Origin of the sequence: Devosia sp. (assembly GCF_024707125.1) — a bacterium.
Lineage (GTDB): Bacteria > Pseudomonadota > Alphaproteobacteria > Rhizobiales > Devosiaceae > Devosia.
In genome coordinates this window covers 521,542-536,979 of sequence record NZ_JANQAH010000009.1, presented here as the reverse complement: position 1 = coordinate 536,979, position 15,438 = coordinate 521,542, and the positions used below count along the sequence as shown (strand labels likewise).

The following is a 15,438-nucleotide window of genomic DNA, read 5'->3' as shown; positions in this document are numbered from 1 at the left end:
CTTGCGAGCGCCCCAATGAGCGGGCAGAAAGCCGTATGCGCTTCTGCCTCACGCTCCTCGTTTTTCTGCTGGCGACCCTCGCGCCCGCCCGCGCCGATATGATGGACGCGGCCTTCGACCGGGCCATCAGCCAGTTCGAAACCGCGCGCCAAAAACTTCCGGCCGAGCTTTTCGGCGTCGACGTCGCCGCCTATCGCGCCGCGCTGACGTTCAGGAAATTTACCTCAAGCCATTGGGGCGGCACCATCACCATGCGCGTCGAGAACGGCAGCGAGACCAACAATTCCTGTTCGCGCTACGCCGCCTTCGTGCGCCTGCCGCCAAGCGAGGGCGAAGTCAGCCTCGTCCTCTGCCCGCAATTTTCAACCGATGGCGCCGATGCCCTGCGCACCCTCACCATCCTGCACGAACTGGTGCATGTCGTCGCCGGCCCCAACGAATGCCGCGCCATGGCCTTCGCCGCCCACGTCGAGCAGGCGGCGACCGGTCGTTTCACCGATGTGGGCAGCTACTGGCGCGCCAATGGCTGCGAGGGGTCAAGCTTCAGCCTGCCCTAGCGCCAGCCGAGACCCGGCGCCACATGGGTGAGAATGCTCTCGATCACATGGGCATTGTAGTCGACACCGAGCTGGTTCGGCACGGTGAGCAGCAGCGTATCGGCTTCGGCGATGGCTTCGTCGCGCTTGAGTTCCTCGATCAGCTTGTCGGGCTCCGCCGTATAGCCGCGGCCAAAGACGGCGCGCTTTTCCGGCTCGATATAGCCGAACTGGTCTTGTTCGGAGCGGCCCGTACCAAAGAATGCCCGGTCCTCGTCATTGACGAGAGCAAAGATCGAGCGGCTGACCGAAACACGCGGTTCATGGGTGTGGCCCGCTTCCTTCCAGGCGGCGCGATAGGCGCGGATCTGTTCAGCCTGCTGGATGTGGAACGGCTTTCCGCTCTCATCGAATTTCAGCGTCGAGGACTGCAGATGCATGCCCATCTTGGCCGCCCAGATCGCCGTCGCGTCGCTCGCCGCACCCCACCAGATGCGGTTGCGCAAGCCTTCCGAATGCGGCTCCAGCCGCAGCATGCCCGGCGGATTGGGGAACATGGGCTGCGGATTGGGCTGGGCAAAGCCCTTGCCCTTCAAGACTTCCAAAAACACTTCGGCATGCTGGCGCGCCATATCCTGATCGGTCTTGCCCTCTTCGGGGGCAAAACCGAAATAGCGCCAGCCGTCGATCACCTGCTCGGGCGAGCCACGCGAAATGCCCAGCTGCAAGCGCCCGCCGGCGATGAGGTCAGCCGCGCCGGCATCCTCGGCCATGTAGAGCGGGTTTTCATAGCGCATATCGATCACGGCCGTGCCGAGTTCGATTTTTTTGGTTTTTGCGCCAGCGGCCGCCAGCAGCGGAAAGGGCGAAGCCAGCTGGCGGGCAAAATGGTGCACGCGGAAATAGGCGCCATCGGCCCCCAATTCCTCCGCAGCAACAGCCAGGTCGATCGATTGCAGCAGCGCATCGCCCGCCGAGCGCGTGCCCGATTGCGGCGAAGGATTCCAATGCCCGAAGGACAGAAAGCCGATCTTTTTCATTTTTGCCTCATGGGGCCCAATTCATGTTGGGTCATAGCTAGGGCGCGGCACGGTTTGGCACAAGGCGGCCAATCGGAACGGATTGGTCCGCGCGAGTGAACGATAATCCGTTCGTTCCTCGCACCTTGCTGCGGCGGGCCATAGCGGACGCCGGGCTTGGCACGAAGGCTTTCGCCTGCAATAGGAAGGGCATGACCAATTCCAATGATGACTATGTCTATGACGAGGTAGGCGGCGAGTGGCGCCCGGCCTCGGAAGTGACGGCTACGGCGCAAGGCCACGCCCTCGAAGTGCGCGACGCCTCCGGCACCGTGCTCGCGGACGGCGATGCCGTCGTTCTGATCAAGGATCTGAAAGTTAAAGGCGCCGGCCAGACCTTGAAGCAAGGCACGGTCATCAAGTCGATCCGGCTGACCGACAATCCCGAAGAGATCGATTGCCGGCACGACGCGATCAAGGGCCTTGTCCTGCGCACCGAATTCGTGCGCAAGCGTTAGCGCTCATCGTTCCGGCAATCCCGTGGCGTGCACACGCTCGGTCAAATGCTGAACCGTCCAATACATGCACTTTAGCGCCCAGGCCTCGGCCTCATGCATGTTTCGATCCCGTGCCCAGCGCGCCCGTCCCGCCTGCCGCGTCGGCAGATAGGCTGCCAGGTGCGGCACGGTGCAGGAAGGATGGCCGTAGCTCATGCAAAAGAGTTCAAGGCGCCGCAACTGCTCTTGGGGAGAGTAGGCGGGATCGCTAAGATCGAGCCAGGTCCAGGCGCTATAAGAAACATCCCAAAGCCGCGTGCCCGGCGCCACCGTATCGAAGTCGATCATGCCGTAGGGCGTTGCCCCCCGAAATACGGCATTGGCGGGCGTCCAATCGTTGTGGCACAAAATCTCCGCGCCACTGTTCCGGACGGGCGCAAAACTTTCCGTCGCATCGTGGAATTTTCGGAGCAGCGCTGCGGCGGTCGCCAGCTGCGCATCGGAAAAGCCATCGGCTTCGGCTGGCAGGTCGCTCGGCAGGAAGGTCAGGATTTCGCGGCCGAGATCATCGAGCCCCAGAAAACGCGGCGCGCCATCAAAACCCACTGCTTCGAGATGGCGCAGCGCCTGATGGGTCATGGCGCGGTCCCAGGTCATGCTCCGTCGGACCGTGCCGCCAAGGCGGACGACCCTGTTGACCTGCCCACCGCGCAACTCGAACTCCTCGCCGTCCATTGCGTCCCATCCAATGTTCGTGATTGGCCCCAACGTCACTAAAGACAGAAGCGACGGGCCGATACTATGACCGGCGATGGCGCCCATGCTAGGTGCAGCGTGACGCGACACGGAAGAGCAGAAGATGGACGAGTTGACCTATCGCAGCGAACTCATGTCGATCCTTCGCCAGCAGTCGGCCACGGCCATCCAAACCCTGCGCAGTTTTGATGCGGTTTTACCGGAGCAGGCCCGCGCCGTGCAGATTATGGTTCATCCCAGCCAGGATCCGGATGGGATGTTCACTGTTCTGATCCACCTTGATGGGCCGGAGCTGCATGCTCTCAACAAGGCGATCCACGGCTGTCGTACCTTGTTTGAGGTCCGCTATGTCGATGGCAGGCTTCAGCCGGACGTTCCTCTCTTTGATCCCTTTTCCCTGCCGTTCGAAGTCAACGACGTGATTGTCGACACCGCGACGATGTGGGTGGAGGAACTCTGGCCTGCCTTCGGCGGCACCAGCAGGGGCTTGCCAGCTTATATATGCGGAGAAGAGCGCCATGGCACCAGAGGCACGGTTCAACTGACGCCCTGAGCAATGCAGAACCCCTCTTCCTCACCACACAGCAGAAAGGCCCAGGAAGAAGAACTTCCTGGGCCTTTGCGATTGAATTCGTCGTTATGCTTCCGGGAACTTTTAGACGTCCAGATTGCTCACATTGAGCGCATTGTCCTGAATGAATTCGCGGCGCGGCTCCACGAGGTCACCCATGAGCGCAGTAAAGATCTGGTCGGCTTCGCTGGTCTCGTCGATTTCGACGCGCAGCAGGGTGCGGGCATTGGGATCGAGCGTCGTTTCCCAAAGCTGCTCGGCATTCATTTCGCCAAGACCTTTGTAGCGCTGCAGGGAAACACCCTTGCGGCCGGCATCGGTGACCGCCTTGAACAGCGAGCTCGGCCCAAAAATGCTGATCGTGTCGCCCTTGCGCTTGAGCGTCGGTACGCCGCCAAACAGTTCGTCGAGCCGGCCTGCCAGCTGGCGCAGTTTGCGTGCGTCGGCCGATTGCAGCAGCGCCCGGTCGATCTGGTGCGTCTCGGTGACGCCACGCACGGTGCGCGAAAAGGCCAGCGCGTCTTCGTCGGTGATGACACCGCTCCAGCCGCGCTCCAGCTCGTCCGAAATACGGTCAAGGCGGTTGGCGACGCGCTTCAGCGTCTCGGCGCTCTTTTCCGGATCGGCCATGCCATCGGGATCGAGCCCGCCGACAATCGCGGCCTGTTCGACAAGATTGCGATTGTAGCGCGTGTTGAGGTTCTTGATCGCATAGTCGATGTCGCGCGCCTGCTGCAGGATCGACAGGAGGTCGGGCCCGGCATGCTCGACGCCGTCGCGGGTCGTGAACACGGCCTCGTCGAGCCCTGCATCGAGCAGATAGTTTTCGAGCGCGCGCTCGTCCTTCAGATATTGCTCGGAGCGGCCGCGCGTCGCCTTATAGAGCGGCGGCTGGGCAATGTAGATGTGGCCGCGTTCCAAGAGCTCCGGCGTCTGCCGGTAGAAGAAGGTGAGCAGCAGCGTGCGGATATGGGCGCCGTCGACGTCGGCGTCCGTCATGATGATGATCTTGTGGTAGCGCAGCTTGTCGGCGTTGAACTCTTCGCGGCCAATGCCGGTGCCGAGCGCGGTGATCAGCGTGCCGACCTGGTCGGACGAGATCATCCGGTCAAAGCGCGCGCGTTCCACATTGAGAATCTTGCCGCGCAGCGGCAGTACAGCCTGGTTGGAACGGTCACGGCCCTGCTTGGCCGAACCACCTGCCGAGTCACCCTCGACGATGAAGATTTCCGATTTTGCAGGATCGCGTTCCTGGCAGTCGGCCAGCTTGCCCGGCAGCGAGGAGATTTCGAGCGCACCCTTGCGGCGGGTCAGTTCGCGTGCCTTGCGCGCGGCCTCGCGGGCAGCGGCGGCTTCCACCACCTTGCCGACGATGATCTTTGCTTCGTTCGGATGCTCTTCGAACCACTGGCCGAGCTTCTCGTTGACGATGTTTTCGACAACGGGGCGGACTTCGGAGGAAACCAGCTTGTCCTTGGTCTGGCTCGAAAATTTCGGGTCCGGCACTTTGACCGACAGCACGCAGGTCAGGCCTTCGCGCGTGTCGTCGCCGTTGAGCTCGACCTTTTCCTTCTTGGCGATACCCGAGCTTGTCGCATAGCCCGTCACCTGGCGCGTCAGCGCACCGCGCAGGCCTGCGAGGTGCGTACCGCCGTCACGCTGCGGGATGTTGTTGGTGAAGCACAGCACGTTCTCGTGGTAGCTGTCGTTCCACTGCAGCGCCACTTCGACGGTAATGCCGTCCTTTTCCGAGATCATGGTGATCGGCGCCTCGATCACCGGCGCCTTGGACTTGTCGAGATATCGAACGAAGGCTTCGAGACCGCCTTCGTAAAACAGCTCCACCTCAAGCGGCTCGGGATGGCGATGATCGCGCAGCAAAATGCGCACGCCAGAATTGAGGAAGGCCAGTTCGCGCAGGCGGTGTTCGAGCGTCTTGAAGTCGAAATCCACCATGGTGAAGGTGTCGGTCGAGGGCAGGAAAGTGATTTCCGAACCCGAGCGGCCTTCATAGGTGCCCGGCTGCTTGTTCTCGACATAGGTGCCGATCACCTTGAGCGGCGCATCGGCCACGCCATGGGTAAAGCTCATCTCATGGATGGAGCCATCGCGGCGGATATTGAGTTTCAGGAACACCGATAGCGCGTTCACGACGGACACGCCCACGCCGTGGAGACCGCCGGAAACCTTGTAGGAATTCTGGTCGAATTTGCCGCCGGCATGGAGCTGGGTCATGATGACCTCGGCCGCCGAGACGCCTTCAGAGGCGTGAATGCCGGTCGGAATGCCACGGCCATTGTCGTTGACCGAGCAGGAGCCGTCGGCATTGAGGGTGACGGTCACGAGATCGGCATGGCCCGCAAGAGCCTCGTCGATGGCGTTGTCGACCACCTCATAGACCATGTGATGCAGGCCCGAACCGTCATCCGTGTCCCCGATATACATGCCGGGGCGCTTGCGCACGGCATCGAGCCCTTTGAGCACCTTGATGCTGTCGGCGCCATACTCGTTCGGGGTCGGATTTTCGCTATCGCTCATGGGGTCCGAATCACTCGTACTTTTGGTTACTTGGTTCTACCGGAACGGGGCTTGAACCCCAAGAAAATTGCCGGTTTTCGTGGCTTTTGGTGGGCATAAGGGGCACATTTGCCGCCCTTTGCACTAGTCCCGCGCCACGCGGCCCTCGCGCACGGTAAAACGCTGCGCCCGGTCTTCGAGAGCCTCGAAGAGAACGGGGTCGGTCCCGGTCAGAAAACACTGCGTTCCCAACCCGTCGAGCGCCAGAAACAGTGCCCGCCGCCGGTCCGGATCGAGATGGGCAGCAATCTCGTCGAGCAGCAGAAACGGCACGATGCCGGTCCTGAGGCGCACCAGCCGCGCATGGGCCAGGATCAGCCCGATGAGCAGCGCCTTCTGCTCTCCGGTCGACCCCAGAGCCGCAGGCATGTGCTTTTGCGCATGCATGACTTCAAGATCGACCCGGTGTGGACCTGATGTGGTGCGCCCAGCCGCGCGATCAAGGCCGCGTGCCGCATGCCAGCGCTGCGTCAGAAGAGCTTCAAGCTCGGCCGAGGTCGTCGCCTCCGCGCCATCCTCGAAGAGCGGGGTCAGCGACAGCCTTGCCGCGGGGAAACTGGCATCGTCTAGGCTTTCGGCGATCAGCGCCTGAAGATGGGCGAGGCTGTCGGCGCGGTTGAGGTGGATCGATGCGCCGAGTTCGGCCATCTGCACTTCCACGGCATTGAGCCAGCGCGGGTCGGTGCCGTCTTCGAGCAGCTTGTTGCGCTGCCGCATGGCCTTTTCATAGTCGGAAACGGCAGAAGAGTGCGACGGGATCAGCGTCGTCACCAGCCGGTCCAAAAACCGCCGCCGCTCGCCCGCGGGGCCGGAAAAGAGCCCATCCATCGCCGGGGTCAGCCAGAGCACGCGCAGATAGTCGCTCATGGCCTCAATGGAACGCGCATTGGCGCCATTGACCCGCACCCGCCGCCCGCCATCGGGCAAGGCGCCGGTGCCGATATCGGCCGGCCCGTCATCGGTCTCAATGGTTGCCGCCACAGCCCAACCAATATCCGAACCCTGCTGCTGCAGAGTTTCAAAACTGGCACCGCGCAGGCCACGTCCCGGCGAGAGCACCGAAACGGCCTCAAGCAGATTGGTCTTGCCCGAGCCGTTCGACCCGGTCAGCACGACATGGCGCTCATCAAGATCGAGCGCAGCGGAGGCATAGTTGCGGAAGGCAGAAAGCCGAAGCCGGGAGATGTGGCGGATCATTTTTTTGGCCCGCCTAAGGAAGGCCCCCTCACCCGCCGCTTCGCGGCGACCTCTCCCCGAGGGAGAGGTGGGAGTGTGCCAAAGTCGCGAAGCGACACCTCTCCCCTGGGGGAGAGGTCGGCCCGCAGGGCCGGGTGAGGGGGCCTTCACTTCAATAAAATCACACGCGCATCGGCATCAGCACATAAAGTGCATTTGCCTCGCCCTCTTCCTTCACCAGCGTCGGCGAATTGGCGTCGTTGAAGAGGAAGACGGCGCTTTCCGAGCGGATCTGGGTGATGATGTCGAGCAGATACCGCGCATTGAAGCCGATCTCAAAGCTGTCGACGTCGAAATCGACCGCCAGCTCCTCGCTCGCCGTGCCATGGTCCGGATTGGTCACCGACAGTTCCAGCAGGCCATCGTGCGCCTGCAGTTTTACCGCCTTGCCGCCGCGATCGGAGGCAATGGTCGAGACGCGATCGACAGCCACCGCGAAGGCGCCGCGATCGACCAGCATCTGCTTGTCATTGTTCTTCGGCGTCACGCGATCGTAGTCCGGGAACGTGCCCTCGATCAGCTTTGAGAGCAGCACGACCGGACCAACGGTGAAGCGGATTTTCGTGTCCGAAACTTCCACCTTCACATCGCCATCGACACCGTCGAGGAGCTTCTGCACTTCGCCCACGGTCTTTTTCGGCACGATGATGCCGCTCATGCCGCGCGCGCCCTCGGGCGCTGCGATTTCAGCACGAGCCATGCGGTGACCGTCGGTCGCGACAGCGCGGAACAGCGGACCCGTCTGCGAATTGTCGACAGCGTGGAAATAGATGCCGTTGAGATAGTAGCGCGTCTCTTCGTTGGAGATCGCGAACTGGGTGCGCTCGATCAGCTCGCGCAGCAGCGCGGCCGAAACGTCGAATTCATGGGCAAAGGCGCCCGACTTCAGATCCGGGAAGGAATCGGGCGACAGACACGCCAGGTTAAAGCGCGAGCGACCGGAGGTGAGAACCATGTTCTCGCCGCCATCGGTTTCGAGGCGCACTTCGGCGCCGTCAGAAAGCTTGCGGACGATTTCATAGAGCGTATGCGCCGGCACCGTGGTCGTGCCCGACGTGGACACCATGGCAGGCACCGATTCCGTCACCTCGATATCAAGGTCGGTGGCGCGCAGCTCGACATGATCGTCGCTCGCCTTGAACAGCACGTTGGCGAGGATGGGATAGGTGTTGCGGCGTTCCACAACCCGATGCACATGGCTCAGGGACTTGAGCAGATGGTTGCGTTCGAGCGTGACTTTCATATTCGGCATCTATCCCAAAAAAGCGCAGCAATCCGGCCGAGGCCGGGCAGGGACGTTTACATTCTCGTAACCGGTTGGCAAGGCCAGCGAGGCGTTTAGAGCGTGGTGCGGAAAAGTGGGGAGCGGTTTTCCGCAGGAAACCGCGCGACCCACCAATTGCGCCAATCTGTGGATCAGCTCTGGAAGTAGACCGTTACGGAAAAACGCTCATCGGCTTCCGCCCCCAACGCCTCGAGCCCCTCGAACGGCACGCAGCGATCGACCGCCGCCAGAATACTGTCGGTCAGCGCGCCGCGCTTGCTGGCCGCCTTGGCCGATTCCGGCGCCAGCATGGCCTCGCCATCGAGCCGGCCGTCGCCAAAAAAGGCAATGTCGAGCGCCAGGCGCTGATCTTCTTCGCCCGGCGGCACGATCCAGCAGGCCATGAGCTGCTGCTGCACGCGAATGGCGATAGCCTGGTTCTGCTTGGCGATGGCGTCAGCAGAAAGACCTTGCGCAAGGACGGGCGAGGTCAGGAGGAGAGTGGCAAAGAGAACGGCAAATCTGATCATGCGCCCATGGGTGCCGGTCGGCCCGGGCGAGATCAAGGCACAGTTCTGTCAATTTGAAGAGAATTGGAAATTGTCGCGCCGGGGACACAGCGCCCCCGAGCCAAAATGCGAAATCCCCGCTTGCGCGGGGATGACGTCATCGACATGGAAGCCGACGGATAGACCGCCCGACCCCTATTCTTCAAGCATACGCTTCAAAAGTTCGATTTCCTGGCCGAGTTCCAGATCGTCCTTGATCATCTGTTCGACTTTTCGCACCGAGTGCAAAACGGTCGTGTGATCGCGACCGCCGAAGCGACGCCCGATTTCGGGCAGCGAGCGCGAGGTCAGCGCCTTGGCCAGATACATGGCGATCTGGCGCGGACGCACCACATCGCGCGAGCGGCGGGCCGAGAGCAATTCGTTGCGCGGCACCTTGTAGTGGCGCGAGACAATTTTCAAAATATCTTCAATGCGGACGCGCTTGGCGTCGCGGGCACGGATCAGGTCGGCCAGGGTCTTTTCGGCCAGCGGCACGGTGATCAGTTCGCCGGTCAGCTGATTGGCAGCAACGAGGCGATTGACGGCACCGTCGAGGTCGCGGCCGTGGCTGGTGACAGCGCGAGCGACATAGTCGAGAACGGCCGGCGGGAAATGCATGCCGAAGCGGGCGGTCGACTGGTCGGCGCGGCGCTGCACGATGGCGCGGCGCAGGTCCATGTCAAAGGTCGAGATCGGCACGACAAGGCCGCCGGAGAGCCGCGAACGGACGCGCTCATCGAGCATTTCGAGATCGCGCGGCGGCGCATCGCCGGCCACGACAACCTGCTTGGCGCCGGTAAGAAGCGCGCCGAGCGTGTGGCCGAATTCGGTGGCCGACTTGCCCTGCAGGAACTGCATGTCGTCGATCAGCAGCAGATCGACCTTGCGCAACCACTCCTTGAAGCCGAGCGCGGACTGGCGCTGCACGGCGGTAATGAAGTGGTACATGAAATGGTCGGCAGTCAGGTAGACGATGTTTTTCGAACTATCGGCCTGGCTGACGGCATGGGCGATGGCGTTGAGCAGGTGCGATTTACCGAGGCCCACCGTCGAATGAATATAGACGGGGTTGAAGGTGACGGTGTTGTTGATCGCCGCATTGGCGATCTGCTTGGCGACACCGAAAGCCATTTCATTGGCTTCGCCCGACACGAAGGTGTCGAAGGTCATGCGGGAATCGATGGCGCTACCGGCAAGGGCATCGCCCTTCTGGGCCGGCTGTACAAGGCGGGCGACCGGAGCGGCAGAGGCTGCTTCGACGGGCGCCGCCTGGGTGGAAACGGGCTTTGCGGTGGAGGTTTCTTCAACCGGTTCGGCCGCTACGACCGGCGCTGGAGCCAGGCGCGGGCGGGCCTGGCCATTGACGCGCAGGGTTACGTGCAGGCGGGCCGCATCGGGAACGTCGTGGCGGAAGGCTTCGACGATGCGGTCGGAATAATTGGACTGCACCCAGGAGCAGAGGAAGCGCGTGGGGGCGGAAAGGTGCACGAGGTCGTCGACGAGCTCTTCAAGCTCCAGCCGGGCGAACCAGGAGGTGAAGACATCCTCGCCAACGGCCGCTTTGAGGCGGGCACGCACGCGCATCCAGAGATCGCGCTGAATGGCGGCGGGGGAATTTTCACTCATGACAGGGTCGCCACTCTGGTTGACGGAGGAAGAGGAGGGAGAGGCGGCCACCGACCAGTCATCCCGTCCTGCGATTGCCTGTCGCATCATTGTTTTCATGCCCTGTTTCGTTGTGCCCGAACGGTCCGCATGCCGCCGGAGCTTGTTGTTCTTGCGCCCGCCTCTCCACTTAAGAGACGAGCAATTCCTTGCTTCCCCGGAGAGGAGAAGCATCGACCCCAGCAGTCGCCCGCCAGCGGTCCAGACCAATCAATGTCGTGAGTTCGGCCGAACGGCCGAAGGACTAATACGCCGTGCCACCCCGGAGGAATCCGGCAGCACACCGTTCCGTCAAAAAGGTCATAACCAGCCCATGCTGCTCCGGCCTCGTGTGCCGAGACAGCCCCCAAACTCTTGCCCGAAGTGATCGTGTCCGCACCGTGCCGAGGTCTTTTCGAGCCCCGCTTTTCCGTGCTGACCAGTTCACTTTAGGGGGTTGGTTTTGGCCCTGCAACTGGTGAATCGTTGAAATAGGGTCTTGACTCGGAGGCAGAGTTTTAACCCTCGGGCGAGGTCCAAAATTGCCTTTCCACAAGAGCCTGTGACTCAATGCAGAATCGCTTTTTTGCCCCTTTAACAAAGGGTGAAAAAATTATTCTCGTCCCCAGATCTCGCCGATTTTATGTCGATTTGAACGCGGTTTAACGGGAGCGGGTTTCCCCCGGGTAACCCGTTAGATCTGAAGCGCTTTCCAGCTTGCTGCTCAAAGGTGAGGCATTCTACCACACCGTCACGGAAATGAAATGTGACGTCAGCAAGACGAAAAAACTGTCCGTTCGACCACCAAAGAAAAAGGGCTCCTCGCGGAGCCCGTTTCTTCTGTCGCGTCTGCCTTGAGGGCGCCGCTTCAGATCCAGCGCTTAGGCCTGGAGGGCCTTAACGCGGCTATTGAGACGGCTAACCTTGCGAGCGGCGAGGTTGGCATGAACGATGCCCTTGGTCGCTGCGCGGTTGATTTCGGGTTCGGCAGCCTTGAGGGCGGCGAAAGCAACGGCGTGATCGCCGGCAGTGATCGCTTCTTCGACCTTGCGGATGAAGGTACGAACGCGGCTACGACGCGACTTGTTGACCGCGGTGCGGGCTGCGATCTTGCGGGTAGCCTTTTTGGCTGAAGGCGTATTGGCCATAACGGTCCTCTTTAGCGTCCAACCGGCCAACAAGCGTACAAAGTCGCAGGCGTCCGGGATAAAATGAAATCGGCGGCTTTCGACTGCCGCCAAGTTGGGCGGTCTATAGGGGAAAGGCGCCGAGGCGTCAACAGGACTCTGTCGCCAAAGCCGCCCATTAGCGCCCTACTGCGTTCAGGCACCGCCCTCTCCCTGCCATCGTCATTGCCGGGCTCGTCCCGGCAATCCACCTTGCTTCCGCTGGGGACCACCGGGACGGGCCCGGTGGTGAAGATGATGGATGGTATCGCGCCTGCAGCGGGGTATCGTCCCTCAAGGCTGCTTCTGACACACCGGACAAAAGAATGTCGAGCGCCCCGACTGCACGATGCGTTCAATCGTTCCCGTGCACAAAGGCGTGGGGCACGGCTCCCCTTCCCGATCATAGACGGCAAACCGGTGCTGGAAATAGCCCGACCCGCCTTCGGCATTGCGAAAATCGCGCAAGGTCGAACCGCCCACCTCGATGGCTTCGGTAAGAACCTCGCGCACGGCATAGGAGAGATCCTCCAGCGCCTTCTTGGGCTTTTCCGCCTTGGTGACCAGCGTCCGCGCCTCGACCGTGGGGAGGATATGGGCGCGATGCAGTGCCTCGGCGACATAGATATTGCCCAGCCCCGCCACGATGCGCTGGTCAAGCAGCGCCGCCTTGATCGGCGCCTTCTTGCCCCTGAAGGCCGCGGCCATTTCCTCGGCGTTGAAATCATTGCCGAGCGGCTCCGGCCCCAGCCCCTGCAAGTAGGAAGAATCCTCAGGCCGTTCAAAAAGGTCCAAAAATCCAAACCGCCGGGGATCGGCATAGATAAGGTGGCTCTTCCCGTGCTCGGGATGATCAATCGAAAAAATCAGATGATCATGCTTGGGCTCGGTCCCCGGCTCATAATAGCGCGGCGGCTTGTCGATGCCGTGCTCGGCAAAGCGCCAGGAGCCGGTCATGCCCAGATGGCTCAAAACCGTAAGACCATTGTCGAGACCAATAAGAAGGTATTTTGCCCGTCGCCCGACATTGGTCACCGTCGCGCCCGTCACCTTCTCCGCAAGGTTTTGAGGAAAAGGAAAGCGCAGGTCCGGACGCCGCAGCTCCACCTTATCTATACGCGCATGCAGCAGCCAGGGCTCCAGCCCCCTGCGGACGGTTTCGACCTCGGGCAATTCGGGCACTCAAAATCTCCTTCACCCTGCGGTTCTTTGCGCCATGGGCTTTTTCGCGCGCCTTATATATGGTGCGCGCCGATCCCATGTGGATGTTTTACTAGACCAGCAAAGAGGCGTGAGCCATGACCGAGGCGCGCGAAACCACCCATTTCGGCGAACAGACCGTGGCGCTTGAAGACAAGCAGGGCCTCGTCAACAAGGTCTTTCACGACGTCGCAGACCGCTACGACCTCATGAACGATCTCATGAGCTTTGGTATCCACCGCCTCTGGAAGGATGCCATGATCGCCGACCTCGCCCCGCCCCGCGCCGGCAGCCGCGGCTACACGGTGCTTGATATGGCCGGCGGCACCGGCGACGTCGCCGAACGCATCGTCAATGCGTCACACGGCTATGCCGAAGTCGTCGTCTCCGACATCAATTCGGACATGCTGCGGGTCGGCGCCGAGCGCGCAAAAACCTGGCGCTATCCCTCTCAGGCCAGCTTTGTCGAAGCCAATGCCGAAGAGCTGCCCTTCGAGAGCAATTCCTTCGACGCCTATACGATCGCCTTCGGCATCCGCAATGTGCCGCGCATCCAGCAGGCGCTCAACGAAGCCCATCGCGTCTTGAAGCGCGGCGGCCGCATCCTCGTCCTTGAATTTTCCCAGGTCGACGTGCCTGGCTTTGACGCGGTCTATCGCGCCTTTTCCGATACGGTCATTCCACCCATGGGCCGCGCCGTCACCGGCGATGCGCAGCCCTATCAATATCTCGTCGAATCGATCCGCAAATTCCCCGACCCCGCGCGCTTTACCGCCATGCTCGACACGGCCGGCTTCAAGCGCACCAGGCACACGGCTTTTTCGGGCAATATCGCGACGCTGTTTTCGGGCTGGAAGATCTGACGCATGGGTCTTGGCTCTTATTTCCGCCTCGTCAACGCCGGCTGGGTGCTGGCGCGTGAAGGCGCCTTCTCCGTGCTTCCAGCCGAATCCCTGCCGCCCTCGATGAAACTGGGCATTGGCCTGGCGCGTCTTGTCGAGCGGCCGAGCGTGCGCAAAACCGGTCGCGTCGACCGGCTCAATGCCGCCCTCAACAAGCTCGGCCCGAGTTTTGTAAAATTCGGCCAAACCCTTGCCACGCGTCCCGACATTGTCGGCGCCCAGGCAGCCGAAGACCTGTCGGGCCTGCAGGACCGCATGCCGCCCTTCGATCCCACGCTGGTCCCCGGTATTTTGGCGTCCGCCCTCGGCTCCAAGGCCGAACTGCTGACCGAGATCAGCGAGCCCGTCGCCGCTGCCTCCATCGCCCAGGTGCACAAGGCAAAGCTGCGCCAGTCCGGCGCGCTGCCAAAAACCGTGGCGATCAAGATGCTGCGCCCCGGCGTCTCCGAGCGCTTTCACTCCGACACCCAGGCGCTCTATGCCGGCGCCCGCCTCGCCGAAACCTTTGCGCCTTCAAGCCGGCGCCTGAAACCAACCGAGGTCGTCAAAACCCTCGACCATTCGATGCGCATCGAATTGGACCTGCGCCTTGAAGCCGCCGCCATTTCCGAAATGGCGCAAAACATCAAGCAAGATACCGGCTTCGTCATCCCCGATGTCCAGTGGGACCAGGTCGCGCAAAACGTCCTCACCACCACCTGGATGGATGGCATTCCGATCCGCGATCTCGCCGCCATGGACGCGGCCGGGATCGATCGCAAGGCGCTGGCCTCAAAACTGTTGCAGTCCTTCCTGCGCCACGCCATTCGCGACGGTTTCTTCCACGCCGACATGCATCCGGGCAATCTCTTCGCCGATCCAAAGTCAGGTGATGTCATCGCCGTCGATTTCGGCATCATGGGCCGCATTTCCAAGCGCGAACGAAAGTTCCTCGCCGATATCCTCTTCGGCTTCATCACCAGGGATTATCGCCTCGTCGCCCAGCGCCATTTCGACATCGGCTACGTTCCAAAGCACCAGTCGGTCGACGATTTCACCCTCGCCATTCGCTCAATCGGCGAACCGCTGCATGGCCGCACCGCCGCCGACATTTCCATGGCCAAGGTTCTGGGGCAGCTCTTCGTCATCACCGAACTTTTCGACATGCAGACCCGCCCCGAGCTGGTGTTGCTGCAAAAGTCCATGGTGCTGGTCGAAGGCGTCGCGCGAAATCTCGATCCCGATCTCGATATCTGGACCGTCGCCGAGCCCGTCGTGGGCGATTGGCTGCGCCGCGAGGAAGGCCCCATCGGGCGCCTCGAAGATTTTGCCGGCCATTTCACCCGCATGAGCGAGGCCCTCGGCCGCGTGCCCGTCCTCATCGCCGAGGCCGAAATCGCCCTTGCCGAACACCGCGCCATGATGGCCAAGCCGCCCAATCGCTTCATCAACAACGCCCTCGTCGCCGTCTTGATCGCGGCCTTCGTGGTTCTCGTCCTTGCCGGCTGGCGCCTCCTCACAGGTAATTTCTAGCCCAACT

14 protein-coding genes are annotated in these 15,438 nt (G+C 61.8%); 5 read left to right on the top strand and 9 right to left on the bottom strand.

Annotated features, from left to right (window positions below; genetic code table 11):
* Positions 1–35 precede the first annotated feature (35 nt).
* A complete protein-coding gene (locus tag NVV77_RS12690; protein ID WP_295413759.1) occupies positions 36–557 on the top strand; it encodes a hypothetical protein in 522 nt (173 codons plus the stop codon).
* Here NVV77_RS12690 and NVV77_RS12685 read toward each other — a convergent pair.
* Positions 554–1,576 (bottom strand): LLM class flavin-dependent oxidoreductase, encoded by a 1,023-nt coding sequence (locus NVV77_RS12685; protein WP_295413757.1) that lies wholly within the window; start codon positions 1,574–1,576, stop codon positions 554–556. The two genes, NVV77_RS12690 and NVV77_RS12685, sit on opposite strands and share 4 nt — an antisense overlap.
* Before the next feature lie 191 nt (positions 1,577–1,767).
* Here NVV77_RS12685 and NVV77_RS12680 point away from each other — a divergent pair, with 191 nt between their 5' ends.
* Positions 1,768–2,073, top strand: coding sequence for an alkylphosphonate utilization protein (locus NVV77_RS12680; protein ID WP_295413756.1), 306 nt, complete (start codon positions 1,768–1,770; stop codon positions 2,071–2,073).
* Positions 2,074–2,076: 3 nt separating this feature from the next.
* Here NVV77_RS12680 and NVV77_RS12675 read toward each other — a convergent pair whose 3' ends face one another.
* Positions 2,077–2,787, bottom strand: a complete 711-nt coding sequence (locus NVV77_RS12675) for a phosphotransferase (RefSeq protein ID WP_295413753.1) — start codon at positions 2,785–2,787, stop codon at positions 2,077–2,079.
* A gap of 124 nt (positions 2,788–2,911) precedes the next feature.
* On the opposite strand from NVV77_RS12675, the gene NVV77_RS12670 reads away from it, so the two are divergent.
* Positions 2,912–3,361 carry a DUF6389 family protein gene (locus tag NVV77_RS12670; RefSeq protein ID WP_295413750.1) on the top strand — a complete coding sequence of 150 codons (450 nt, stop codon included), beginning with the start codon at positions 2,912–2,914 and terminating at the stop codon, positions 3,359–3,361.
* 102 nt (positions 3,362–3,463) lie between these two features.
* Here NVV77_RS12670 and gyrB read toward each other — a convergent pair whose 3' ends face one another.
* The 7 genes from gyrB to mutM all read right to left on the bottom strand — a co-directional run bounded on the left by gyrB (position 3,464) and on the right by mutM (position 12,999).
* On the bottom strand, positions 3,464–5,917 hold the full coding sequence (gyrB, locus tag NVV77_RS12665) for a DNA topoisomerase (ATP-hydrolyzing) subunit B (RefSeq protein WP_295413747.1): 2,454 nt from the start codon (positions 5,915–5,917) through the stop codon (positions 3,464–3,466).
* A gap of 123 nt (positions 5,918–6,040) precedes the next feature.
* Entirely contained in the window at positions 6,041–7,153 is a 1,113-nt protein-coding gene (gene recF / locus NVV77_RS12660; RefSeq protein WP_295413745.1) for a DNA replication/repair protein RecF, read from the bottom strand.
* Positions 7,154–7,313: 160 nt separating this feature from the next.
* The gene (gene dnaN, locus NVV77_RS12655; protein ID WP_295413743.1) at positions 7,314–8,435 is read right to left on the bottom strand and encodes a DNA polymerase III subunit beta; all 1,122 of its coding nucleotides are present in this window, start codon (positions 8,433–8,435) and stop codon (positions 7,314–7,316) included.
* A gap of 173 nt (positions 8,436–8,608) precedes the next feature.
* Positions 8,609–9,022: a hypothetical protein gene (locus tag NVV77_RS12650; protein WP_295413741.1), complete on the bottom strand. Its 414-nt coding sequence runs from the start codon at positions 9,020–9,022 to the stop codon at positions 8,609–8,611.
* Positions 9,023–9,160: 138 nt separating this feature from the next.
* On the bottom strand, positions 9,161–10,633 hold the full coding sequence (gene dnaA / locus NVV77_RS12645) for a chromosomal replication initiator protein DnaA (protein ID WP_295413738.1): 1,473 nt from the start codon (positions 10,631–10,633) through the stop codon (positions 9,161–9,163).
* An 899-nt stretch (positions 10,634–11,532) separates the two neighbouring features.
* The gene (gene rpsT / locus NVV77_RS12640; protein WP_035080045.1) at positions 11,533–11,799 is read right to left on the bottom strand and encodes a 30S ribosomal protein S20; all 267 of its coding nucleotides are present in this window, start codon (positions 11,797–11,799) and stop codon (positions 11,533–11,535) included.
* A 312-nt stretch (positions 11,800–12,111) separates the two neighbouring features.
* Positions 12,112–12,999 carry a bifunctional DNA-formamidopyrimidine glycosylase/DNA-(apurinic or apyrimidinic site) lyase gene (gene mutM / locus NVV77_RS12635; protein WP_295413736.1) on the bottom strand — a complete coding sequence of 296 codons (888 nt, stop codon included), beginning with the start codon at positions 12,997–12,999 and terminating at the stop codon, positions 12,112–12,114.
* Between the two features lie 116 nt (positions 13,000–13,115).
* On the opposite strand from mutM, the gene ubiE reads away from it, so the two are divergent.
* Positions 13,116–13,880 carry a bifunctional demethylmenaquinone methyltransferase/2-methoxy-6-polyprenyl-1,4-benzoquinol methylase UbiE gene (gene ubiE / locus NVV77_RS12630; RefSeq protein WP_295413733.1) on the top strand — a complete coding sequence of 255 codons (765 nt, stop codon included), beginning with the start codon at positions 13,116–13,118 and terminating at the stop codon, positions 13,878–13,880.
* A 3-nt stretch (positions 13,881–13,883) separates the two neighbouring features.
* Complete coding sequence (gene ubiB, locus NVV77_RS12625) at positions 13,884–15,431, top strand: 2-polyprenylphenol 6-hydroxylase (RefSeq protein WP_295413730.1); 1,548 nt, start codon at positions 13,884–13,886, stop codon at positions 15,429–15,431.
* The last annotated feature ends 7 nt before the right edge of the window (positions 15,432–15,438 follow it).